Genomic DNA, 24,434 nt, shown 5'->3' on the forward strand with positions numbered 1-24,434 from the left:
GTCTCGCCCGAGACGACTGCCGCAACCCCATCCACACATCCCTGAGGAGGAAGGCACGTGAGCACACCAACGCTGATCGGCGTTGCCGCGTTCCGCGGCAAGTACACCGCCCGCTTGATCCAATTCGGTGAGGATCCCCAGGTTCTGGTGCCTCTGCTACGCCGCATCTGGACCGACACGTTCGGCCGCGACACCGACGCCATGGCCATCGCACTATTGTCCCGCAACTGGTGGTCCCTCGCCGTCAACCCCAAGCCCCGCCGCTGGAACCAGCAGCCGCCCGTACCGGGCCTGGGCTACCCCGCCGACCATGGCACCCTCCGGCAGGGCGTGCTGCACGAGGACGTCGGCGGCGCCCTCGAGTGGCTGTACCTGCTGTACCTCGACCAGCGGCGGCTGGTGGCCTACGAGGCGACGGTCCACGGCCGCTGGCTGCGGCACAGCGCCCACCACCTCGACCCCGTCGAGGAACTGTTCATCACCGAACCCGACGACGGCGGCGGCACGGAGATGACGGTGTGCACCGTCTGCGGCGCGGTCGACGAGATCGACCACGTCGAGGTGCCGTCCATGGCCGGCTACGGCTACGACACCGCCACCACCTGCACCCGCTGCGGCTCCTCGGTCGCCACCGACCCGATGTTCGGCGACCACGTCACCCGCAAGCCCTGGCCCCCGAACGCCCCCACCACGGGCGACCCGACGGGCGGAACCCGATGAACACCGACCCCCTGTTGTCCGCGGCCGCCGACGACGGCGGCCCTTCTACCGACCCCGACGACCGATCGGAGATCACCATGGCCAGCTACGAGACCGGCCAGCGCGTCGCCCTAGTCCACACCAGCGACCCGCACACCCTGCTGCGCCCCGGAGACACCGGCACCGTCCGCCGCCACGACCAGCGGCAGAACCTCGTCGAGGTCACCTGGGACAGCGGCTCGACGCTGTCGATGTGCCTCGACGCCGGCGACCGCATCGCACCGGCCACCACCCCGTCGCCCACCGGCGCCCCGGTCGCCGAGGCCACCGAATGGGCCGCCGCGCTGCAGCGGATGCGCGCCGCCGGCACCGACGCCGGACGCACCGCCGCCGAATGGTGGGCCCAGGACACCATCGGCGCCCGCGCCAGCGGCGACACCCGCCTGGCCGCGCGCCGGATCCTGGCCGGCGTCAACGACGGTGATCCCGCCGTCCTCGACGCCCTTCCCCGATTTTCCTCGGCGGGAGAGCCGGTCGACGTCGCAGGGTGGGAGCTGTTCGCCGACGCCACCGACGACGTCTCCGCCTGGTTTGGGCTGCGCCTCCAGCAACGCGACGAGGCAATGACCGTCTACCGCAACGCCTACGACACCGCCGCCACCGACCGCGTTGTTCAACTGTGTCACCTCGCGGCCAGCCCCACCGGCACGGATCTGTCCCACCTGCACCCCGACCGGGTCCGTATCGGCGGCGCCGGTGTGTTCTCCGGGGACTGGGCGCGCAGCAGCGGCCCCGACGGCGACGAAAGGATCGAGGTCGGGTTCGTCGGCACTCTGATCGACCACTGGAACGGGTGGGCGGTGTTCTCCTGCACCCGCCCGGTAGCCGAGTCGATCGTCGCTGACCAGCAGCGCCACCGCGACCAGCACCGCGACAGCCTCCGGGACGCGGCCGTGCCGGCCGACGACCTGGACCGGCGGGTCGACGCCGCGCTGGCCGACCTGTCCTTCGACGGCGACGTCATCGTCGCCGACCAGCGAACCATGTCCGCCGACCCGCAAGCCATCGAACGCATCGCCCCGGACGGCGACGGCCGGTACGTGGTGATGGGCCGCAGCTGGTGCTGGGAGGCCATCGACCCGTACGACTGCCACCGGATCGTCGGCGACCTGCCCGAACCCGACCACGCACAGGCCGCCACCCCCGACCACGCCGCGCCTGCCGAGGCCGAGCCGGATTCGGCAGCGGCATCCGACACACCCTGACGACAGGAAACACCAACGGGAAGGAAACCCAGTGACCATCCGTACCCAAAAGGAGATCGTCAGCCGGGTCTGGGCTCTGCGGGCCAACCGCGGGGACATCTTCGGCTTCCGCGAGGAGGTGCTCCTGGAGGCACTCGACCTCGATGACACCCGCCAGATCATCACCCCCCGAGACCCCGAGGCATGGACCCCGCGGGTCGACCACGAGACCTACGCCCGCGACTACCTGCGATTCCCTATCGGGAAGGTGCTCGACCACCGCGGCAACTCGGCGAGCCGGTCGGTGGACAAGCTCAGCGAACTCGCCTGGCTCCTTGGCCGCGACGACATCGTGGCCGGGATGGACCACGCCGGCTACCCGATGTACGGGGCGCCCAAGGTCACGGCGTTCGCCGACGGGTTCGGCTGGCCGTTGCTCGACGACCTCGACGGCGACGACAGGCTGGCCCTGGCCCGGATGGCCGAGGGACAGCAGTGCGACCCGCAGGGCTGCGAACGGGGCTGCGCCGACTGACCACGCCCGGGCCACCGGCATCGCTCCCGACCCTCGATGTGCCTGCGTAGACAGCCGGCACCCAGCAATCCCGAACCGCTCACCAATCCGACTTGATCGATTGGACTGTGGGGCGTTCCATCGTCGGCGCCGACACCGCCCGCAGAACGTCGACACCGACCAGCACGCACCAGCGGCGATCCGACATTCCGCCGTATCCCTTCAGCACCACCAGGGGGTGGTCGCCCACCTGCCCGGCCTAATGCGGGCCGAGTGGGGGCTGGCCCCACCCGTCTCCGCTGTGCGGTACCCACCGCTCGCGCACCCGGAGACGGGTGCGCGGGCCCGACCCCTGAAAGGCAACCCCATGACCACACCACACCCGCCGGCCCCGCCGGCCGGTGCACCGCAGAACGACCCAGCCTCCGCCAGCGGCGCTGACACTCCCACCACCGATGCGGGCTCCGGCCGGTCCGGCTACCTCTACCGCAGGGTCGCCCTGCACCTGGCCGACCATACCGACGCCATCCTCAAGGTCGGTGAGATCACCCGGGCGATCGGCGCACCGTCGTCCGGGGCGGTGTTCGAGGCGCTGAAGAAGATGACCGCCGCCGGGCACGCCACCCACCACCGCGACCCGCACCACCGCTTCCAGATCACCCAGGCCGGCATCGACGCCGCCGGCACCCTCCCACCCGCCTCACCCGGCACCCGCACCGCCAGCGGCGGTGGGCGGCAGGCGCGGCCCGCGCCGGTACCGCGACCGAACGGGACGCTGTATCACCCGCGACGGCTCGGCAAGGGCTGGGACGTCGAGGAACTGCGGCGGCTGCGCGCCCAGCAGGTGCCCGTGCTGCTGTACGGGCCGCCCGGCACCGGCAAGACCGCCATGGTCGAGGCCGCGTTCCCCGACCTGCTGACCGTCGCCGGCACCGGCGACGCGGTCGTCGACGACTTCCTCGGCTCCTACAACCCGATCCCCGGCGGCGGCTACGAATTCGTCCACGGACCCCTCGTAACCGCCATGCGCGACGGGCGAGTGCTGCTGGTCGACGACGCCACCCTCATCCCGCCCCGTGTCCTGGCCGTCCTGTACCCCGCCATGGACGGTCGCGGAGTGATCACCATCCCCGCCAACGGCAACGAGACCGTGCCGGCCGTCGACGGGTTCTACATCGTCGCCGGCCACAACCCGGGCGTGCACGGCGCGGTGCTCACTGAGGCCCTGGCCTCCCGGTTCACGGTCCACCTGCACGTCACCACCGACTGGGACCTCGCCCGCCACCTCGGCGTCCCCAAACAGGTGGTCAATGCGGCGATCGACCTCAACGCCGACCTGACCGCCGGCAAGACCGTGTGGGCACCCCAGTTACGCGAACTCCTCGGCTTCGTCACCGTTCGCGACCACCTGGGCATGACCGCCGCCCTGGCCAACCTGGCCGGCATCGCCCCCGAGGACGCCCGCGACGACGTCACCGCCGCCCTGTCCCGACACACCGGCACGCCCATCACCGCGCTCGCCCTCGGCAAGCGCTGACCCCCCAATCACCTCGGATTCCTGGAAGGAGCCCATCCGTGTCACACCCCAGCACCCACCTGCGGCAGGGCGCACCGCCGACGCCGGTCGGCGCCAGCGACTGGCATGACTGGTCCGCAGCGTGGACCAAACACGTCCCGCTGCTGACCGGCCGTACCGACCTCACCGTCCTCGTCGCCCCCGGCGCCGCCGGCGACGCGCCGGAGTGCTTCTACCCCGACCTGAACCGGATCGAGGTCGACGCCACCTACATCGCCAACAGCCCAGATGTCACCGACCCGGCCAAGGCCCGGCATAAGCGGATCGTGCCCACCGGCTACGGGCTGCTCGTGCACGGCGCCGCGCACGCCGCGCACAGCCGCTGGGCCACCCCGCCCGGCACCCCGCCGATCCTCGCCCACGTCGCCGACATGCTGGAGGAATCCCGGGCCGAAGGACGCCAACGCACCCGCCGCCGGGGCGACCGCCGTTGGCTGCGCCATGTCGTGACAACCCTCCTCGACCCCGACGACGCGGCCGTCGACGACGCGTGGCACGCAGGGCAACTCGCCGCCCTGCTCCTGGCCCGCGTCGACGCCCGCATCGTCACCAGCAAAGACGTCCGCCCCGTCCGCGCCGCCATCACCGGCGTCCTCGGACGCAAACGCCTACGGCACCTACGCGACATCTGGCGCGAGGCTCACACCTGCGACGACGCCGATGCCGACACCATGATCTACCTGGCCCGGCGGTGGTGTCAGGTCCTCGGCATCGACCCCGACCAGCAGGACGACCCGCCCGTACCCGACGCCGGCCTGTTCCCCGGGCGCCTCGCCGCGGCCCTCGTCGACTACCTCGCGATCGCCGCTGGTGTCACCCCGGCCGAGTACGCCGCGGCGCTGGTAACCCGCCGGCACAGCCCGCCCTCGGAGTGGGACCACCGGGACCCGACTGAGCAGGAACACCGCGCGGCCCGCGACCTCGCCAACCGGCTGCGGCAGGCCCGCACCCGCCACCCCGAGCCCGGCCGGCGGCCCTCCGCGATCCCACCCGGTCGGCTGCGCACCCGCCACGCCATCACCGCCGACGCGCAAACCGCCGCCGGGCAACTGCCAACGGCCGCCCCGTGGCAGCAACGCGCACAGCTGCCTCCGGAGAAACCCCGCCTGCACCTGGCGATCCTGGTCGACCTGTCCGGGTCGATGGACCGCTACACCGAGGCGATGTCCTCCGCAGCGTGGATCTTCGCCCACGCCGCTCGCCGCGCCGACGCGACGACCACCACCATTGGCTTCGGCGACCGCACCACCATCCTGATACCTCCACGCACCTACCCGAGGCAGGTGCTGCACATGCGCACCGACTTTGCCACCGCCACCTTCCCCGAAGCGGTCAAGGTCGCCGACCACCTCCTCGACCTACGCCACGGCCGCACCCTACGGATGCTCGCCGTCGTCTCCGACGGCTACCTCGACGACATCCCCGCCGGCCAACAACTCGTCACCACCCTGCACCGCGCCGGCTGCGCCGTGCTGTGGCTTCACCCCGCAGACCCGCCCGCCGCGGGCGAGCCAACCGACCCGGACCAGATCTGGGGAAACACCTTCACGCACACCACCACCCTGACCGTTACCGACCCGGTCGACGCCATCGCCGCGATCGCCGACGCCGCCGTCACGACGCTCGCCCAGGCCTGAACCCCCCGCCCAACCTGACCCGGCCGGGCGGCCAACCAGTCCCCCCCGGGTGCGGCGCTGCAACGAGCCGCGGCCGGGCAGCGTCGCGCGCGGCCACTCACGAAGTACCCCAGCCACGGGATCGCGCGGCCCGCCGCCGGCTCTCCGCCGCCGGGCCGCAACTTGACCATCCGCCGTCATCGAAGCGTGGATGCGTCGCGTCCCCGACAGTCCCTAACCGACCAGGCGCGACGCGAGACGACGATGCCCATCACAAGGAGTTCACCCCATGCGCTACGGCACCGACAACGAGTACCCCTTCGACACCGACAACCATGCATGGCGACGTCGCCAGCGAACACTTCGACGTCATCATCTGGAGCCGGGACCCGGACGGCCGACCGGTCATGCTCACCCTGGCCGACCTGCACACCGGCGACACGATCACCCTCGCGATCCTCGACTCCCTCGAGATCCGCGACCCGCACACGCTGCTCGCCGTCCACACCGGCGGGGAACTCACCGCGCACGGCCCCACCAACGGCGCCACCGCGGCCGACTCCCCCGCCGCGACGCTCGCCCTCGACAGCACCACCCTCACCGCGACCAGGCCGGTGCCGCTACACGCCCCCGCCATCACGGCCCTGCCCGCCACCTGCTGGGTTGACCTGCCCACCGACCTCGCCGCAGCCCTACGCCCCGCACTCGACGACGCCCGCACCGCCGTCCTCGTACTGCTCAACCGCGCCGGTGGCCGCCTCGCCGCCGTCGGCCCGTTCCCCGGCCACGCCGCCGCCGACACCTGGCAACCCGACGACGGCCCCGGCCGCGCCGCCGGCCGGCTCATCGTGCCCCTGCACCCGGTCACCACACAGGATGCCCGGCCGTGACCAGCACCCCACCGCTGGCACGCCCCGCGCTCGCACCGATCGTGGCCGTCGACGTCGACGGCGTGCTCAACCCCGACGACCCCACCCACGCCACCCCGCTGGGCTACCAGCCGCACCGCTACGACGGGCCCGACTCCGACGGCCAGCACGTCACGGGCACCGTCTGGCTGCACCCCGATCACGGGCCGTGGCTGCGGGAACTGGCCGACCACGCCCAGCCTGTGTGGTGCACCAGCTGGAACCACCTCGCCGTCGAATGGATCGCGCCACGGCTGGGCCTACCTTCCACCTGGCAGCACGTCCCCGTCGACGCGGTCGGTGTCCGCTTCGGCCACCAAAGCAAACTCCGCCCCCTCTACGCCTGGGCCGCGCGGCGGCCACTCGCCGTCCTCGACGACGAGTTCGGCGGCAAGGACCCGTTCACCGCCGACCAGCGCACCACCGACGGCACGCCCACCCTGCTCCGCCCGGTCAACCCCTACCACGGGCTACGCCGCGCCGACATCGACGCGGTGCTGGCCTGGCTGAGGCAGCTCTGACAACCGCACCCGTGCCCACCCGGCGCCGGGCCAACCCCTTCACCCGGACTCGCGGGGCCCGCATCCATGGATGCGGGCCCCGCACCCCAACGACAAGGAGTTGACGATGGACAGCACATCACAGCCCGCTGACGAACCGGCCACCGATCGTCCAGCCCGGCTCAACGTCGGCGACCCGGACCTACGCAAGACCCGCCTGCTCGCCCGCGAGTGCGCCACCTGCATCTTCAAGCCCGGTAACCCGATGTACCTCGACCCCGGCCGGCTCAAGCAGATGGTGACCGAGGCGCGCGGAGACGCTGGCTACATCATCTGCCACTCGACCCTGCCCTACGCCGGCAGCCCGGTCCCGCCTGCGGTCTGCCGCGGCTTCGCCGACCGCTACCGCACCTGGCAACTCCAGGTCATGGAACGACTCTGGGGTTTCGTCGACGTCGAACCACCCGAGCCGGACTTCACCGGTAGTCCCGAGTGACCAGGAGACACCCACCCATGCCGAACATCGACGACGTCCCCCGACGCCAAGAACAGATCATCGACACCATCGGCTGGGCCGTCACGCACGTCCTGCCCACCGACGACGACCCCGACACCACCACCCCGTTCGCCTACACCGTCGGACTCACCGCCCACCACTACCCCGAACTACTCATCGCCGGGCTACCGACCGAGGTCGCCCACTGCCTGCTCAACGACCTCGCCCGCCGGGTCTACGACACCGCCGAACGGTTCACCCACGGGCAGCGCGTCAGCGACCTCATCGCCGGCTACGACGCGATCATCATCGACGGGTCACCCACCGACGACCTGGTGCCCGGGATGGCGATCGTCCGCTACGGTCGCCACCAGATCTGCCTCCAGCAACTCGTCTGGCCCGACCAGCAGGGCCGGTTCCCCTGGGACAGCGGGTACAGCCTCGAACCGCAGGCGCAGCCACTGATCGCCCAGATGTAGCGCGACCAAGCGGCGCCGCTCCGGGATCCGGACGCCCCAGGTGCCGGATCCCGGGCACGACCGGACCGCTAGCCCACAAAGATGGCAGCACCAGCGAGGGCAGGTGTCGGCGTACAGATCGGAGTACACAGGTAGGTACGCCGTTACGTACAAAGATCCACATGACGACGGAGCCCAGGATGGTCGACCCGGGTTCCCTCGCCACTCATGCGGAGTCACTCCGTCCGGCTACGCTCGGATACCCCATCGCAGACGCATGCGTGCCCGGAACGCGGCAGATGCGGACGTGTCAGTCGCTGCAAGCCGCTGCCGCTTGCAGGTACTTTCGGGGTGTCCTCGTCGAATGCGACAAGTCGTGCCCGTTGGACCGCTGTTGGGGTGGCCTTGACCGTTGCCACGGAGATCTGGGCGGCCTGGTCGGGAGGGAATCCGTACGAGCCGGTGGCAGTCGCGGGGAGGGCGACGGTCCGCGCGCCGAGTTCATCGGCGAGCACATTGTCGCGGCCATGAGGGCGTGATCAAATGATGCAGATCGACATCGGTTGGTCGATGCTCCTCACCCACCAACGGCAATTCGGATCACACCGGCGGGCTAAGGCCTCGGCTCAGCTCGGTGAATCATGTTCTGAGAGTCGTTCAGCCCCGTGTTTGTGTCGGGGCATCAAGCTAAGTACGGTCACCGTCGCCGGTCCGATCGGAAGTTGACCTAGACAACTCGGGAGGTTTGCGTGGCTGACACAAGCTGGGTCCCGGTCGCGAGTGCGGGCGTTGGCGCAGTCATCGCCCTTGCCGGGACGATGGTCGCCGGTGTCCGTGCCGATCGCGCCCAGCGCAGCCGGGACCGGGAGTCGGAGCGTCTGGCCACATACGTCGACTTCGCTGTGGCGGTCCACGATTCTCATTCCGCGCTGCGCGACGTGGTCCGGGCCGTGGCGAACGGCAAAGAGCGATCGGTTGCCGCAGGGCAGGCACTGCAGGACTCGAAGGTGTACAGCACTCGGGAGCGGTTGCTGATGTCGGCGACGATCGAGATGGCGAAGGCCAGTGAATCCGTGTTCTTCGCGCTGGTCGCGATCCGGGACGCTGTCCGTTCCGGCGCTGAGCTTTCCGGGGCCGCATACCACGACGCCTACCATGCGTATGCGGATGCGATTTGGAAATTCCGGATTGCCGCCCGCCAGGAACTGAGCCAGCGGCCGATCGCTCCCGCCGACCTCGACCGGTTTAGCTGGTCTGAGAGGGAGGAATGTCCTGTGTGTGGCCGGACCGACCCGTCGGTCTGATCCCAGTCGGATGGCCGACTCACATCGATCGCACTGAGTGACATCATGTGGCCATGATGGACGGCACGGAGGTTCCGCCCCTCCGCGTGCTTGCGATCGATCATCACTGGCCTTCCGCCCGGGGTGGGGTTGGCACGTTTAACCGTAACCTTTGCATCGCCCTCGCCAACGCTGGCGCCGAGGTGCACTGCCTCGTACTGGCCGCGACCGAAGAGGACCTCGACCACGCGCAGCGAAGTGGGGTCCGATTGCTGTCTACGCGCGTCCCTGATGGCTCGGAGGGCGAGCGGATGATGCCTCACCCACAGCTTCCGATGAATTTGCCGGTTGATGTGATCATTGGACATGGCCGTGTCTCCGGAAGGTTCGCGCGGGAGTATCGCGCCCACTGGCACAGCGCCGTCTACCTGCATTTCGTTCATACCGATCCCGACGAGATGGAGTGGCATCGGAACCCGATGGAGGACCCGCCGGGCCGCCTGGCCGAGCTGAAGTGGGAGGAAGAACTTCACCTGATGCGGGCGGCCGACGGCGTGCTCGCCGTTGGGCCCCTTCTGCACGAGCGGGCAATGATCGATCTCGAGACGGCCGACGGCGTGGCGGTACGGCCGATCCAGATCGACCCGGGATTCGACTCGCCGGACGGAAGCGACGTGGGCCGGCGGAGGCCATCGTCGCTGCGCCGGAAAACTCGGATCCTAATTCTCGGGCGGCTCAGTGACGCTGAGATCAAGGGCGTTGACATCGCCGCACGCGCGTTCGGGGAGGCCATCCGGATCCTGTCAAGGGACGGCCAAGACCTTCAGCTGACTTTGCTCGGTGTCCAGGACGGTCAGCAGCGCGCCACCCGCAAAGCGGTGCAGGACTGGGCCGGCCTCGATGGGTTGGACATTCGCCCACGCCCGTACACGACCAGCAGTAAGTCCGTGCAGGACGAGCTCGTTCGCGCCGATCTGGTGCTCATGCCGTCCCGAGCGGAGGGTTTCGGACTGGCCGGTGTCGAGGCGATCAAGGCCGGAACGCCGGCGCTGGTCAGCAACCGAAGTGGGCTGGCTCGTCTCCTCGAGAAAGAGGCGCCGGGGATGGTCGTGCCAGTGACGAAGAACGCCGCTCGGGACGGGCAGGAGTGGGGGCAAGCGATCGCCCGTGTGCTCCGACAGCCGGCCGAGATGCGTCTCCGGGCAGCCGCCGACCTGCGCGATCGTCTGCGGTCGACGGTGACCTGGGCAACGGCGGCGCAAGGTGTTTTGGAGACGGCGTCAGTCCTGCTCCGGCCCAACGTAGGGACCAGCTCGAACCACGTCACCGTCTTCATCTGCCATGCCGGCGCGTACGAGTTCGTCGACCGGCTCACCCGGAGCGCAAGGCTCTCACTCGACCATGTGACTCCGTTTCACTGGCCCGGACGCATCTCCACCGAAGCCGCCATGGAAAAGATCCTCAACAAGGCCGAGGTCGTCTTGTTCGTCCTGACCGCCGAGAGCGCCCGGCAGAGCGACGCCAACTTCTGCGTCGCGTTCCTGCGGCTCGCTGTCGAGCGGAACAAGCCGGTCGTGGTGCTGCGACAGCAGTACGGGGCCCGGCCACCGGTCGACCTACCCCGAAGCCATGAGGTCGATTTCACCGGCAGCTATCTCCGGGGAATCACCGCCCTGGCGAGCGCCCTGGACACGATCGGCAGCGCCAGGCAAGCGCCGGTCGCTCGGGCGGAGCCGGGCCGCCTGCGGGCGGTCGCGCCGGATCACGACTTCCTGGCGATCAACGAGATGCCCTCGATCGCCACAGTCGTTTTCCGGGATCGGAAGAGGGAGAGAGAGTTCCTGGCGAACGCCGTGTCCCGTCCGGGCTTCCGGCTGGTGCGGCTTGAGGGCGGAGATGGTATCGGGAAGACCGCCATGCTGCGCACGCTCCGCGACGAGCACGTAGATGGCAAGGGCGCGACACCGCTGCGAGCGTTCGTGTACTTCTCCGCTCGGGGATACCGGTGGATTACTGTGCCGACACTGCTCGAAGACCTAGTGGCGGCGGCTGGTCCGGCTGCACCTGCCGACCTCGTCGAAGGCGTGCGCGGTAACCCATGGCGAGTGATGCTGCCCAAGGTGATCGCGGCGCTTGGCAAACGCCCTGTTGCGGTGGCCATTGACGACGCCGAGGAGCTCTTTGACGGCACCGGCGTCTGGAGAGATCGTGACCTTGCCGACCTTCTGCATGAGCTGGCCAGGCAAGACAACGAGATCAAGGTCGTCATGTCGGTCCGAGTCGCGGAGACCGGCGGGTCGGTCGCCCCTGACCCCGCGCTGGGTGGCCGTACCGAGCCGGTGAACCTCGATCGCGGCCTTCCTGCCCCGGACGCCAAGTCATTCCTGGGAGGATTGGTCGGTGATGGGACGATACCGGCGGACCGGATCGAGCTGTTGCTCGACCGCACCGGCGGTCATCCACGAGCGCTGGAGTTCGTCGCTGGAATCGTGCTGCGGTACGGCCTGACCACCCTCGATGCCGTGACCCCCGCGCTCACCGAGCCCTCCCAGGCGTACGCGCAGCTCTTTCAATTCCTGTTTCAGCGCCTGAACCTCGATGAGCGCCGGGTTGTGCAGGCCTTGGCCGTCTTCGGTCGGCAGGTCCCGGCGAGGGCGGTCACCGCGCTGCTCAAAGAGGTGGCGCCGACGCTGGACGCCGAGTCTCTGCTGCGGTCGCTCTTGGCGGCGTTCGTCATTCGCGGCTACGACGAGCATTACTATCTACCTGCGGCAGAGGCAGAACTGGCCCGTGCCTCGCTGATCACCGAGGACGAGGCAGGCTCGCCGAGCGCCCTCACGGTCGAGGCTCTCTGGCGGCGTGGGGTGATGTATTTCGCGTCGCAGCGGTTGCCGGAGCCGAAGCGGGCGGAGGACCTCTGGCCCCAGTACGGCGAGGTGGAGCTCTGCCTGCGGTCACGTCGCTGGGAACACGCCCTGCGAGTGATGAACCGGATCGACGACAACTTCCTGGCGCGGTGGGGTCAGAGCCACGTCCTCCGATCCTGGCGCGAACAGCTGAGTGGCAACCTCAGACGTCCCGACCTGGAGGGCATGAACCTTTCGTACCTGGTCGCGGCTCGTCGCCAGTTCGAGGGCCACACCGACGACCTGGGCGACATCAGGGACGCGTTGCGATTCGCCGAGTCGAGCAGCCCACTCAACGTGCCGACGGTCACCGTACAAATGGCCAATGCCCTTGTGGACATGGGCCGAACTGCGGCTGCTGAGCGATACTTCCGGCGGGCGACGGTGGACGCGGCCAGCAACGATCTGATGGACGTGGAGATTAATGCCCGGGCGGGCCGAGCGCGGTGCCTGGTCAAGGCGGGCGCTTTCGACGAGGCCGAGACGGAGCTAGACGAGGCCGCGCGACTCACCCGGGAGTTGGCGCCACCCCGATTCCGGGATGGGAAGTGGATCCATTTGCTCCGGACGCGGGCCTGGGTGGCTCGGCAACGCGGCGACTACTGGCTCGCCAACCGGCTTCTTCAACGAGCCTTGGACCTGGCCGAGGAGACCAGCGATGATCTACCGCGCGGTCAGGTGCTGGCCGCGATGGCCACGAGCGCGCTGTTAGCGGCACGTCCAGACTCGGCCCTCGACCTGGCTGTCGAAGCCGCCGCAATCGGCGTCCGCCTGGACAACCACAGGTTGCTGCGGGAGGCGAACCTGGCCCAGAGCCTGGCGCTCCTTGACACGGCGGACGTCAATGAGGCCGGGAAGGCGGCCGATCGCGGCGCTCGATATGCGAGCCGGCCTGGGGCGCTTGGAGTCCTCGGAATTCAGGGTCTGATCGCGATCCGCCAGCACGACCACGACAAGGCCAGCCAGGTTTTCGGCGAAGCGCTCAATCTCCTCCGTGCCCTCGATGGGCGTGATATTCGCGGGGACCGGGACTACCAGCTCTTGGACGCCGAGGGGGTCGTGCGCTTCGGTTTGGCCCTGCTCGGCGATCATCCAATCGACGAAGCCGTCACCGCCTTCGCTGCCGCGCGGGCGATTGCGGCTGAGCCCGGCGTTCTCTCTTACAACGACCTGGTCCTCAGGCAGTTCGGCGATCGCGCCGATCCGACGATGCTGACGCGCGCACATCGGGCTGCGTGCGGCGCTGGCCATGGCGGGCTAAAGGCCGACAGGCACTTCACACCTTGACGAGAAAGCACCGCGGCACAGGTTTCTCACCGTCCGGCCAGCGGACCATCGCGTATCGTCGTCCGTGCGAGGATGTGATTCGGACGATCTGCCCGATTGGCCGGTCGGTGAAGGGGCTCGGGTCGATGAGATTCAGCCGCACCGCTTGGCCCACGACAAGTTCCCCACCTACAGGGTTGTACTGGCAGTGACCCCACTCGTCGCTGTCGTCGATCCACGTCGTGTCCGGCATGCCAAAGTCTTCATCAACCATCATCCAACCCCCGATCGGGACGCTACGGCCGGATCCAGCTGCCGGTCTACGACGACTCCGGTGACAGGGATACGCCATGGCGGGGGTGGTTCATGTCGCACACCGGTCGGCGGAAATGACCCCTTGACGGTGGTGGCGCGGACATCCCGCGGCGGAAGATCTACGCCGGGAGGCAGCCAGATCGATGAGTGTTCGCGTCGCCGTGGTCGATCCGCTGCCGCTGTGCCGCCGCGGCGTCGCGGCCGCGTTGGGGGAGCTCGGCCACGCCGTCGACTCGCCGGACGATGTGGTCGGCTGGTTGGACGACGTGGATCAAGCAGTGGTGCTCGGGCTTTCCCGCGACTTCGGCTGGGACGTCCTTGCCGAGCTGCACGAGCGTCGCCCTACGCTGCCGATCCTCGTGCTGATCGACAAGCCGGACGTCCGGTCGTACGTGCAAGCGGTCAGGGGCGGCGCTGCCGGCGCCGTCGCCCGTTCGTGTTCGCCGGCCGAATTGCAGCGGGTATTCGCCGCGCTGCTCGGCGGCCAGTCTCTTCTTCCCGTTGACGTCGTTCGCTCACTCGCGACCGACGACCGTGCCGCCGACATGCCGTCTGAGCAGGAACGATCCTGGCTCCGGCAGCTCGCCGACGGCGGCACGGTGGCAGGGCTCGCGAAGAGCGCTGGCTACTCGGAGCGCATGATGTTCCGGCACCTGCGGGAGCTCTACGGCCGGATGCTCGCTCGCAACCGCACCGAGGCGCTGATGTACGCCCGTGATCGCGGCTGGATCTGAGCCGGCCACCACACTGCTTCCCGTATGACATCGCCGCGCCTGGGTAATCGCACTCAACTCGGCAAAAAGCGGATGCCGCGCGGAGATGTCGACTGGACGCCCGTCACGCAGCGTCATCGACCGGGCATGCTGGTCAGTCGCACAACCGTCAAGGCGGCCGACCACCAAGGTCGCCTGCCCCGGTGAAGCCTTGTACATAAAGCCGTATCTGTCTCTGCACGGAAGCCGGTACGCCGACAGCAGGCCTGATGACGTTAAGCAGCAGCAAATCCGTCGCCTGTCGCTTACCTAGTTTCGGCCATCACTCAAAGAGGGCCACATCCTGTACTGATCTCCCTTCCGCAGTCTTAGCCCACCTGCGGGCTCTCGAGTAGAAAATGCGGCTCTTTCCTCGTTTGCCGGGCGGGCGTGGTGCCTGTCGACGTCACTCGCTGTGGCTCGCGCGTCAAGCGGGACCGGGCTGGCGTCGGGTCCGTCGCCTGGCGATCCCCGGTCGGCGGGGGTAGTCCGGCGGCAGGTATCGGTAGACCGATCGCAGTGACTTGCCGATCCTCTCGGCGAGCAGTTCCGGGTCCAGGTTCGGCTCCTTGCGTAGCCAGTAGGCCACTGCCTGCGCGGTTCCCCGGGGCACCTCCGAGTCCTCGTCGTCGTTGGCGTCGTCGGCGGGAGCATTCTGATCGCCGTCGTCCGTCTCCTCGTTGGCGTTCGCGCCGAGGATGTCCTTGTCGTCCACGGTCCTGTCTGCCGGTCTCGCGTCGGCCGGGTCGTCCGGGGACTGAACTATAGGCGGGCCGGCGTCGCTGCTCTTGGCACTCTGCTGGTGGCCGCTCAGGGCCGGTTCAGGGTTCTTCTCTGGCTCTGATTTCGGCTCCTGCCGGTCGTCGCGAGGCGTGTCCGCCACCGACGCGGTGGGCGCCTGCGGCGCGGAGGGGGTGGGCTCAGGCGCCGGTGGTGTGTCGGCGAGGCGCTCTTGCCTGAACCAGCGACGGCGGTGACGGAAACTATGAGGCGCCATGATCCGCGCCGGGGCGAGGTCAGCGGCCAGGAGCCCGGTCAGCCCGTTGTAGTCGGCCGTGGCTGCCAGGCGTGCGGCGATCTCGTCCAGGTCGTACACGTGCACGGCGATGTCGGCGGTGGTGGGGTCCACGGCGGTTCTGATCTTGCGATGGAGCACCATGGCGATTGCGGCGTCGCGGCGTCGACGGGCGATCGCGGTGCGGGCCGCAGCGAGGGACTCGTACAGGTCGAGGCCGTTAGCCTTGGCGATGGACCGCGCCCGAGAAGTGACGAGAGGGTGGCAGATCCAGTGCCCGAACAACTCGTAGGCGGGTGGTGTGGGCGGCAGGCCCCCGGTGACGCGCAGGCGGTCGCGGCGCTGGTTGCCGGCGTGCATCAGCCAGACGAGGTATCCGAGGGCGGACATGCCTGCGTAGAAGCCGCCAACTAGGTGGTCGGGGTGGGCGGCCCCGTTGAAGGTGACGGCTCCGGCGGCGATCGCGGTGGACAGCAGGCGTGATCCGATTGCCCGTTCACCGAGGCGGCGTCGCACGTCGGCGTTGGCCATCACGACCACGCCGCCCAGTTCGAGTGCCGCGACGGCCGGGACCGCGACGGCTACCGGGACGCCGAGTGTTTCGACGGCGCCGGTGACTTGTCCAACGAGGGCGACCAGCAGCACTAGGACGTAGAACACTTGGCGTATCCAGGCGGCCTGCCGGACTGCTGTGGCCAGGTCTGCGTCCACCGCGTCGAGGGTCGCCGGGAAGGAAGCTTGCCGGTGCGTCGACCCGCCCTGAGGGCTGCGGGCGGGCCCAGGATGGCCGTTGAGTACGGCTGCTCGCAGGGGCCACGCGGTGCCGTTGCGGTCACAGCCTGTCGCCTGCGGGCCGTCGCCGTCCCCGCCGCCGTTGGGCTGATCGTGCAGGCTGCCACGACGAGCGTCGGATGCCGCCGAAGGGTCTGTCGTCATGGGTGAAGTCCGCTGTTGTGGGAGTCGAGCTTCCCGGTTGGCTTCTGCCGGCGCAGGTCGGCGATGAGCCGGTCAGCGAGTCTGAGGGTGTCCTCGCTGGGTTCGGTGTCGATCTCGTCGAGCCGGCGGGTGAGGGCCCGGCGTAGGGAGCGGACCTGCTCGAGGTGTCCGAGTGCGGCGTGGGCGCGCATCGCTTGCTGGTAGATGGCTTCGGCGTACGGGTCGTGGCGCATGGCGGCTTCCAGGACGGCCAGGGCTTGTGTCGGGTCAGGGATAGCGGCGGCGAGGGCGAGGTGGGCGTCGAGGGCTTGGCGGCGGATGCCCTCGCGGTATGCCTCGACCCATTCGTAGTCGAAGCCGTCGGCGAGTGTGCCGTCGTAGGCGTTGACGGCGCGTTGCAGTGCGGCGGTGCGGTCGGCGTCGGTGGTGGCGAGGGCGGCGTCGCGCAGTGCGGTGCGCATGCGCCACAGGTCGCTGTCGAGGGCGTCGCGGTTGAGGACGTAGCGGCGCGACGGGTGAGTAAGGTAAGTGGCGGGTCCTCCGGTGAGGAGGAGGGTTTTGCGTAGTGCGGATACGTAGGTGTGCAGGCGGTGCGGTGCCTTCGACGCGGGGGCGTCGGGCAGCAGGTCGTCGAGGATGTTGTCCTGTGCGGCGTCGCCGTCCTGGACGATGAGGTAGACCAGCAGTTCGAGGGCTTTCGCGCGCAGCGGCGTGGTCGTGTCCATGTCTACGATGCGGGCCCCGCCGAGCACTCGAACGTCGACGCGTCCGCCGGTGCTGTAAGACCGGTCGTCGCCCGCCAGGTGCGGTTCGTTCCCGGCGTGGTCGCGGCGCTCCTGCAGGTATGCGGCGGCAGAATTCTCGAGTGTGGGGTTCGGCGCGTGGGCGGCGCCGACCAGGCTGTCAGGTGGGATGCGCTGCGCGGCTGCTGGCGGTTGAGGCTCGCCGGTATGAGACTCGGCGAGGAGTCGCAGCAGTTCGGCGGTCTCGCTGCGGTCGATGACGCTCAGGCGACCGACGGCGGCAGGACAGCTGTGCAGTTTCGCTTCGTGCTTAATAATGCTGGTGGAGCCGTTTTCGGCGACGAGGATGGTGTCGCCCTCGGGCCAGGCACCGAGCATTACGCCGTGGATGTCGAGTCGGTGTCCCTGAGTGAGCAGCGCGGCGATGCGGGTGCGCTCATGAGCAGCGGCGGGGGCAGCGATCAGCACCATCGGAGGCACGCGCTCAACGATCGGGTCCCGGTCCCGCAGGTCGGCGATCGTGTCGACCTCGTAGTCGCCGCACATGCGCGCACGGTGCAGCGTCTGCTCCTCGATCAGCTTCAGAGCGTCGCTGAGTCCGCTGGTGATGGTCATCCCCGGCGCGTCCGCCAGTGTGGTTGTGGTGGTGCCCAGCAGCGTGGCGAGGGTGTCCGAGGCGATGACGACGTGGTGGCGGCTATTGGGGTCAACTGGTCCGCCGGCGGCGAGGGCGGACACCAGCACGCCTCGGGCCGCTGCCTCGGCTCCGGGCCCGATCAGACCGAGTCCCGCAGACGGCCACACCTCGATCAGCGGGCGGGTCGGCGCGGGTATAGGCGGCTGCGACTCGTGCGCCGTGAGCGTGGAGGTCTCGTCGTCGGCCGCGTCTGCCGGGTCCGAGTCAGCATCCGCGACGGGTTCGTCGTGCAGAGGTTCGAAGTCGGGGCCGGGGCGGGGGTCAGGAATCGTCTCCGTGTTCGGTGTCAGGGCCCGTAGAGCGCGACGGATCCGGATGACCACTGCTGGCATCGGTTCGATGCTCGGGTCGTCGAGGCGTGGGCGCGCGGTGGGTTGCCGGGGAATGTAGCGGCGACCGCGGTGTGCCCAAACGAGGGCCACCGCCGCGAGGATCGCGGCGGCGAGTCCCATGTCGAGCCAGCTACCCGTACCGAGCGACACACCCGGCTGAGGTCGCGGCGTTGGGGTGGTTCGGCCGTCGGCGGTGCGAGTGGTGGGCGTGGCAGCAGGTCCCGACGCCGAAGCGTGGTCGGTTGGCGCGGACGTGGGCGCTGGGGCGGATTCCACGAGGCCGTCGTCGTCGGTGTCCGTTTCGGTCGGGCTGCTGGGCGATCCTGACGGAGCTGATGTCGTCGGCGTTGGGGCAGGCGCCGTGCGTGGTGCTTGGCGTGGTGCTTCGAGCGTGGGAGGGAGTCGCAGTGTCCAGCCCGGGTAGATGAGGTCAGGGTCGCGGAGTGTCCCACCGGTGTGGGGGAAGCGGGTGCCCCGGTTGGCGGTGAAAATTTCGGGCCAGCGGTCCGCGTCGCCGAGGCGGTCCTGGGCGATGCGGGACAGCGTGTCGCCGCGCCGCACTGTGTAGGTGTTCTTGGCTTGGTCTCTGCCGTTGGCTGGTGAGGTGGTCTGGTCGTCGGGGTGGGCGCGCGCGGTGGCTGCTGGGCCCTGCGGTGCATGGGTCGTCTCCGCGGCGGCGGTGGTCGCGCCGGCGGGGGCGGGTGTGGCGGTGGCCGCCGTGCTGACGGCGGTCGCTCCCAGGACAGCCGCGGTGATGCTCTGCAGCGGCCCGGGCATGTGCAGCCGTGGCAGTCGCCGTGACATCCGGGCGGCCTGGGCGTAGAGGCGGGCCGTGATGGCGGCGGCGAGCATTGCCCACAGCAGCCACGCCGCGAGGTAGGCGATGCCGGCGAGGAAGCCGCCGCTGAGGGGCTCTTCGACCCAGCCGCGGAGCAGGATCGTCCATGAGCCCTGCGGGCGTGGCCACCTGCTGACGCGGACGAGCGTGACCGGCACAGCGACGACCAGCAGCGTGGCCGCTGACGTGTGAGCGGCCGAAGTGACCCTGGACCTCATCGCCCCTCCCTTGCTGGCGTGTGCGGGACCCGGACGCCGACCGGCGTCGAGCCGGCTGGGCAGCGCCGTGAGACGTTGGGCCACGAATCGACCGTAGGGCGAGCGGCAGAAGACGACGCGATTCCGCTGGCTGACAGGACCTCACACGACCTCACACGACCTCACAAGCCCAGTTCACCGGCAGTCGAGGGAGGTCGAGACGGCGTGGCCGTCGGCTTCTACTGGGGCCTGGACGCGCCATTGTCAGTAGGACGAACTGGCTATCTGGGACCGAGTACGGGGAAGCCGGAGGCGGAAACGAAGCCGGAAGCGCAGGAGATGGCACAGTTCGGGCTTCCTGAACTGGGTTGCCCGTGCGCTCGGAGTGGGCGGCGTTAGCGGGTGGGGATGGCGGGCTGGCCTGTCGGGATGGCTGTCGTACGGTCGGTGTTGTTGGGGAGCATTCCCGCTGCGGCGAGGCGTCGGGTGTAGCCCTCCCGTATGTGGTCGGCCGCGTCGTGGTCGCCGAGGGTGATGAGTGCGGTGACCGCGCGGGTGTGCAGGTCGGCGTTGTACGGGTCGATGCGGATGCCGGCCTGCAGCCATGCCAGGGCTTCACGGGCGTCAGGGCTGGCGCTGGCGAGAGCCGCGTATGCGTCGATGACGTGTCGGCGGGTGGCCTCGCGGATCGGGTCGAGCCAGGGCCAGGTCCGGCGGGCGGCGAGGTCAGCGGGGTAGGCGTCGATGACGGCCTTCCAGGTCGTCGCGTCGGTGGTGACGGTGGTGGTGGCGTCGCGGACCGCGTGGTGGAAGTGCCACAGGTCGACGGTGACGCCGGTGGGGTCGAGGCGGTACCGGTCGTCGCTGTGCTCGATGAGGGTCACCCCTGCCGTGGACCGGATGGTGGCGCGGAGGTCGCTGAGGGTGGTGTAGAGGCGGCCGGTGAGGGAGCGGCGCGGCAGGCCCGGCCAGATAGCGTCGGTCAGCTGTCGTGTGTCGGCTCCGTCGGGCTGGGCGGCGAGGAACACGAGGACTTGGAGCGCGGCGGTACGCCGGATCTCCACAGGGTGGCCGTCCAGCAGCAGTGTCGGTTCGCCCAGGACGCGTAGCTGAAGGCGTCGTTTGTCGTTGCCGGAGCGGACGGGGTGGTCCTGGGCGGTGACCTCCCACTGCGGGGACCAGCCTGCCAGGGCGGGGTTGCGCGACGGGCCGGAAGTGCCAGGCTCTGGCGGCGCCGGGTCGGGGTGGGCGATGACGGTGAGCAGGTCGGTGGCCGTGACCTGGGTAAGGACACACATCCGTGGTCCGGGTGTCTCGCTGCTGTCCTGGTGGTGGGTGCGCCCCGATGGGTCGACTTGCCATGTCTGGCCGGCGGGCCATCGTCCGAGCACGGCCAGTGCGGCGGAGGTGGTGGCCAGAGTCGCCAGGGTGTCGGCGTTGTCCGTCGCGGACGCTTCGTCGACGATGAGGGTTGGTCCGGGTGGGCCCGCGCCCTCGTGAGGGTCTCGTTGTGCCGGGTCTCGTCCGTCCAGGCCACGACCTGGGTGGTCTTCGGAGAAGAACTCAGCTGCCTGTCCGGGTTCTTCGATGATGGCAAGCCCTGGCAGGCGCGGGGCCAGCGTTTCGGCGGTGGGGCCGAGCAACCCGGCTATGGCGTCTCGGGTGGCGATCACGGACACTGCCGGGTGATGACGCCCAGCTAGGAGGCTGGTGACGAGCAGTCCTCGCGCCGCGTCCTGCGCCCCTAGCCCGGTGAGACCGACGCCAGGTCGGCGGAGGGCCCGTCCAACGGTTGATTGGTCGAGCCGCGGTGAGCCCGTCGAGGCGGTGCCGGGTCCGGTAGGCGGTGACGTCGCGCCGGCGAGGGCGGCTTGTACCGCCGCCACTGTCGGGGGCAGCGGCGCCAGGTCGGTGTCCTCGCGGCTCGATGGACCGGGCGGGTGGGGTCGGTAGGAGCGGCGGCGACGGAGCCACACGAGCGCGGCTGCGGCGCTGACCTGCTCCGCCACGTCGCGCGGCAGCCAGCCGCCGGCGACACTGATCCCGGCGTCGGCCAGAACGTGGCCGTCTGATGGCATGGGGGTGCCGGTCTCCTCCAGGGTTCCGGCAGCTACCGGCTGGATGGCCGGCGGTGGCGGTGCGGTGATCGCGTGAGAGCTGACACTGAACACGGCCGCGCCGGCGATGCCACCGGCGGTGGCTTGCCAGGGTGTGGGCAGCGGCATGCGTCGCAGCCACGACATGGTCGCGCCCAGGCGTGCCAGCACACGGATCGTGACCGTGTAGGCGAGCAGGAGCCACACCAGCCAGGCGGCGATGGTCAGCGCGGCGGTGAGGGTCTGTTCGGTCAGCGGTTGCTGTATCCAGTTTCGAGCTTGTTGTGCGGTGGGCCAGTCAGGTAGGGGTGGCCCGACCAGTGACAGCAGCACCAGCGGTGGGCCCGCTACGAGGGTGAGGACGAGCAGCAACGACATCAGCTGCCGCGGCCACCGCATCTCACTCGCCCCCGCCCGGGGACATACCCGCCTGAGCCAGGCCCGTCGACGGTGTGGTGGGAGTGGTCGGGGCGGGACGCAGGATGCGGCTCCAGAGCCGCGTGGCCCACCAGACGGCGACGGCGATGGCGTAGATGACACCGAGCATGCCGGCGGCCCGTTCGCTGACGATCGCCGCCGCGATCACCCCCAGCGGGGCGGCGAGGATCAGGCGGAACACCAGGGGCGTCACCACCGCCATGACGACGGCGATGCCGAGAAGCAGTCCGCCGACGCGGCCGGCGAGATCGATCCACAGAATCCGTTGCGGCCACCGGTCCGCGGTCAGGGAGTATTGAATCAGCCCCATGCCGAGCGTGGCGGCGACGATCGAGCCGGTCGGGGCGGCCAGCAACGCCGACCAGCCGCCGTGTGGGGCACGCCATTGGCGGGCGGCGATGACGGCCATCGCCACGGCCATCACCGACACCGGCGCGATCGGCCACAGCGCCCACCTTAGGTGCGGGCCGACCGGCATTCCGAGGTACTGGCTGGACATCACCGCATACAGGCCGGCGATCGCCGCGCCGAGGGACACCGCGGCGAGAATGCCGACGCTGACCCGTCCCCCTTCGGTTCGGGTGCCGGGGGTGGGACTGCGGGCGGCGATCAGCGAACCGAGGACCGTGCCCGCGGCCAGGCAGGCCAGCAGGGCCGTCGCGGCCGCCATGGTGAGCTCGCCCCAGTTCAGGCTCACCGAGTAGTACACGTTGAGCGTCTCGCGGCGCTCCGCGGTCAGGAGGCATTGCCAGATCAGGGCCAGCGACGCGAAGCCGGGCACCGCGATCGCCGCCGCCCGGTGCACGGGCGGCACCGGCACCTCCACGCGCTCGACCGTCACTGTTCCGACGGCACCGGCGTTAGCGGCGCCTTGAGCCGCGACCAGCCCCGGCTCGGGCACGACGACGGGCGCGGTGCCTGTGAGTTCGGCGATCGCCGCCGCCAGGTGCGGTAACTGGGCGCTGCCGCCTACACAGTAGATACCGGCGACGTCGCCGACCGTGAGTTCAGCGGCGGCAACCGTTTCCTGCGTCAACTGCGCCACGCGCCACGCCACCGGTCGAGCGGCCTCGTCGAGCATCGCGCTGTTCGCGACTACCGGCGGCCGGTCCGGAAGCGGAACCGTGACAGCGGGATGGCTCACCAACGCTTCCTTGGCCACCCGAACGCTGTCCGCCACCGACGCGCGCGACGCTCCCTGCCCCTGTCCCATCGACGCGGCGATGAGGGCGTCGGCGAGCGCGTGATCGACTGCCGTGCCGCCAGCCGTCGCGTCGGCGAGGGTCGCGAGCACCTCGAACCCGGCCGGCCCCCGGCGGAGCACCGTCACCTCCGCGCCCGCGCCGACATCACACACTACAAGAAACGCACCGACCGGCATCCGCACACCAGTGGTGAGCAGATACTCGGCGACCGCCACCGGGGCCTCGACCAGACGCGGTTGCGGCAAGCCCGCTCGGTGCGCGACCTGCCGCATCCAGGTCCGCCGCCGAGGGCCCCACCCGGCCGGGACTACCACCCGCACATCCCGCACCGGCTGACCGACGACCCGCTCGGCCTCGGCGGCGACCCTGCGCAGGGGTGACGCCGCCACCTCCAGCGCGTCGTCGCCAGCGTCACCTGCCGTCGCGTCCTCCAGCGGATGGCGCGGACGCGGGATGGACGCCGCGGGCTGACCCGCCGCCTGTCCGTTCGCGGGTATAGACGACGTGGTGTGTAGGGCTGGGTTCCCGTCGAATGACATCACGTGGGCGCTGCCATCGGCCCACGCCAGGACGGCCTGGGTGCCGGCGCTGCCGCAGTCAATCGACAACCGCGCTTCCCCCGCCCCCATGCCCATAGTCAAACATGAGGATCACATTCACGTCACCTGTCAATCACTCACGGCCAGCAGAGGCCAACCGAAACCGCACCAGCGTCACCGCCTGCCGAAGCGCCAAGGGATCTCATCAAGGAAATCCTCGTGCTGGGCCGCCTCCCACGCCCGCATGCTCGGATACCGGTCACCGCAGTACCGCCGCCGCAGATGCTCAGCGAACCGCTCCCGCTCCTGGACGCCCGCCAGCACAAGCCCACGATCATCAGTGCCTGCCCGAAGCAAACAGCTCCCGTCCAGATGGACCGTCACGGTGATCTCGCCCTGACGTGCCACGGGGGCACCCGCCGCGAGGTACGCGAAATAGATGTAGCGGTAGTCAAACTCGTTGTGGCGCTGGTGTATCCAGCCCAACCACCGGTCCACCTCGTCCAAGGTCCACGGGCTCATCGGTTACCTCCCACCCTGCGACGATCAACCAAGATTCATCAATCCCTGCCGTCAATTCAAGCCATGAAATGCCGGACGCATCGGGCTCGTACGCGTCGGTTACACACCGCCCCACCACTCATACGCCTGAACAGAAGACTAATCCACAGGCCGCCGAGGGTTGTCCGAGCCGCTCGAGGCAGCGGGCCCGATGACCTTGCCGATGGGGTACTTCCACGCCTCACCATGGGTTAGCGCAATCAGAGAGGGTACGACCAGGCGAGGCGGATGATTGCGCCCCGGGAGCGTCGCGGGGCCGACGGCTTGAAACACCGCGCCTCCGTCGCCGGGCGACAGCACCGCT

At 69.6% G+C, this 24,434-nt stretch carries 19 protein-coding genes and 1 pseudogene; 12 read left to right on the plus strand and 8 right to left on the minus strand.

The genetic code is table 11. The annotated features are described in order from the left end of the window. Positions 1 to 57: 57 nt before the first annotated feature. Genes ACQP03_RS23155 through ACQP03_RS23165 form a run of 3 tightly spaced genes read left to right on the plus strand, consistent with a single transcriptional unit; the run spans position 58 to position 2,478 of the window. Positions 58 to 720 carry a hypothetical protein gene (locus tag ACQP03_RS23155; protein ID WP_433458412.1) on the plus strand — a complete coding sequence of 221 codons (663 nt, stop codon included), beginning with the start codon at positions 58 to 60 and terminating at the stop codon, positions 718 to 720. After that, positions 717 to 1,964, plus strand: a complete 1,248-nt coding sequence (locus ACQP03_RS23160) for a DUF4314 domain-containing protein (RefSeq protein ID WP_433458414.1) — start codon at positions 717 to 719, stop codon at positions 1,962 to 1,964. The genes ACQP03_RS23155 and ACQP03_RS23160 overlap by 4 nt, the downstream gene beginning before the upstream one ends. A 31-nt stretch (positions 1,965 to 1,995) precedes the next feature. Next, entirely contained in the window at positions 1,996 to 2,478 is a 483-nt protein-coding gene (locus ACQP03_RS23165) for a hypothetical protein (RefSeq protein ID WP_433458416.1), read from the plus strand. Between the two features lie 79 nt (positions 2,479 to 2,557). Here ACQP03_RS23165 and ACQP03_RS23170 read toward each other — a convergent pair whose 3' ends face one another. Further along, positions 2,558 to 2,707, minus strand: coding sequence for a hypothetical protein (locus tag ACQP03_RS23170; RefSeq protein WP_433458418.1), 150 nt, complete (start codon positions 2,705 to 2,707; stop codon positions 2,558 to 2,560). A 117-nt stretch (positions 2,708 to 2,824) separates the two neighbouring features. Here ACQP03_RS23170 and ACQP03_RS23175 point away from each other — a divergent pair, with 117 nt between their 5' ends. The 6 genes from ACQP03_RS23175 (at position 2,825) to ACQP03_RS23200 (ending at position 8,032) form a co-directional block, all read left to right on the plus strand. Continuing rightward, a complete protein-coding gene (locus ACQP03_RS23175; protein WP_433458420.1) occupies positions 2,825 to 3,994 on the plus strand; it encodes an AAA family ATPase in 1,170 nt (389 codons plus the stop codon). Between the two features lie 38 nt (positions 3,995 to 4,032). Beyond that, a complete protein-coding gene (locus ACQP03_RS23180) occupies positions 4,033 to 5,670 on the plus strand; it encodes a VWA domain-containing protein (protein WP_433458422.1) in 1,638 nt (545 codons plus the stop codon). A 314-nt stretch (positions 5,671 to 5,984) separates the two neighbouring features. After that, positions 5,985 to 6,539: a hypothetical protein gene (locus tag ACQP03_RS23185; RefSeq protein WP_433458424.1), complete on the plus strand. Its 555-nt coding sequence runs from the start codon at positions 5,985 to 5,987 to the stop codon at positions 6,537 to 6,539. After that, positions 6,536 to 7,078, plus strand: coding sequence for a hypothetical protein (locus ACQP03_RS23190; protein WP_433458426.1), 543 nt, complete (start codon positions 6,536 to 6,538; stop codon positions 7,076 to 7,078). The genes ACQP03_RS23185 and ACQP03_RS23190 overlap by 4 nt, the downstream gene beginning before the upstream one ends. A 106-nt stretch (positions 7,079 to 7,184) precedes the next feature. After that, positions 7,185 to 7,553, plus strand: coding sequence for a hypothetical protein (locus tag ACQP03_RS23195; protein ID WP_433458428.1), 369 nt, complete (start codon positions 7,185 to 7,187; stop codon positions 7,551 to 7,553). Positions 7,554 to 7,570: 17 nt separating this feature from the next. Next, complete coding sequence (locus ACQP03_RS23200; protein ID WP_433458430.1) at positions 7,571 to 8,032, plus strand: DUF4262 domain-containing protein; 462 nt, start codon at positions 7,571 to 7,573, stop codon at positions 8,030 to 8,032. A 289-nt stretch (positions 8,033 to 8,321) separates the two neighbouring features. Here ACQP03_RS23200 and ACQP03_RS23205 read toward each other — a convergent pair. Further along, a pseudogene (locus ACQP03_RS23205) lies at positions 8,322 to 8,523 on the minus strand (macro domain-containing protein); the annotation flags it as partial. A 237-nt stretch (positions 8,524 to 8,760) separates the two neighbouring features. Between ACQP03_RS23205 and ACQP03_RS23210 the strand changes: the two are divergent. Both ACQP03_RS23210 and ACQP03_RS23215 read left to right on the plus strand, forming a co-directional pair. Then, complete coding sequence (locus ACQP03_RS23210) at positions 8,761 to 9,315, plus strand: hypothetical protein (protein WP_433458432.1); 555 nt, start codon at positions 8,761 to 8,763, stop codon at positions 9,313 to 9,315. Positions 9,316 to 9,368: 53 nt separating this feature from the next. Beyond that, positions 9,369 to 13,487 (plus strand): glycosyltransferase, encoded by a 4,119-nt coding sequence (locus ACQP03_RS23215; RefSeq protein ID WP_433458434.1) that lies wholly within the window; start codon positions 9,369 to 9,371, stop codon positions 13,485 to 13,487. On the opposite strand, the gene ACQP03_RS23220 is transcribed toward ACQP03_RS23215, so the two are convergent. Next, the gene (locus tag ACQP03_RS23220) at positions 13,477 to 13,743 is read right to left on the minus strand and encodes a hypothetical protein (protein ID WP_433458436.1); all 267 of its coding nucleotides are present in this window, start codon (positions 13,741 to 13,743) and stop codon (positions 13,477 to 13,479) included. The two genes, ACQP03_RS23215 and ACQP03_RS23220, sit on opposite strands and share 11 nt — an antisense overlap. A 199-nt stretch (positions 13,744 to 13,942) precedes the next feature. Between ACQP03_RS23220 and ACQP03_RS23225 the strand changes: the two genes are divergently transcribed. Then, positions 13,943 to 14,515, plus strand: a complete 573-nt coding sequence (locus tag ACQP03_RS23225) for a DNA-binding response regulator (protein ID WP_433458438.1) — start codon at positions 13,943 to 13,945, stop codon at positions 14,513 to 14,515. Positions 14,516 to 14,960: 445 nt separating this feature from the next. On the opposite strand, the gene ACQP03_RS23230 is transcribed toward ACQP03_RS23225, so the two are convergent. The 5 genes from ACQP03_RS23230 to ACQP03_RS23250 form a co-directional block, all read right to left on the minus strand. Then, positions 14,961 to 16,484: a hypothetical protein gene (locus ACQP03_RS23230; RefSeq protein ID WP_433458440.1), complete on the minus strand. Its 1,524-nt coding sequence runs from the start codon at positions 16,482 to 16,484 to the stop codon at positions 14,961 to 14,963. Continuing rightward, positions 16,481 to 19,312, minus strand: coding sequence for a BTAD domain-containing putative transcriptional regulator (locus ACQP03_RS23235; RefSeq protein WP_433458442.1), 2,832 nt, complete (start codon positions 19,310 to 19,312; stop codon positions 16,481 to 16,483). The genes ACQP03_RS23230 and ACQP03_RS23235 overlap by 4 nt, the downstream gene beginning before the upstream one ends. Positions 19,313 to 19,686: 374 nt before the next feature. After that, positions 19,687 to 21,786 (minus strand): hypothetical protein, encoded by a 2,100-nt coding sequence (locus ACQP03_RS23240; RefSeq protein ID WP_433458444.1) that lies wholly within the window; start codon positions 21,784 to 21,786, stop codon positions 19,687 to 19,689. 1 nt (position 21,787) lies between these two features. Next, on the minus strand, positions 21,788 to 23,638 hold the full coding sequence (locus tag ACQP03_RS23245; protein WP_433458446.1) for an Hsp70 family protein: 1,851 nt from the start codon (positions 23,636 to 23,638) through the stop codon (positions 21,788 to 21,790). A gap of 105 nt (positions 23,639 to 23,743) precedes the next feature. After that, positions 23,744 to 24,091, minus strand: coding sequence for a hypothetical protein (locus ACQP03_RS23250; protein WP_433458448.1), 348 nt, complete (start codon positions 24,089 to 24,091; stop codon positions 23,744 to 23,746). Positions 24,092 to 24,434: the final 343 nt, after the last annotated feature.

The sequence above is a fragment of the Micromonospora sp. CA-248212 genome (genome assembly GCF_050948405.1).
Lineage (GTDB): Bacteria > Actinomycetota > Actinomycetes > Mycobacteriales > Micromonosporaceae > Micromonospora.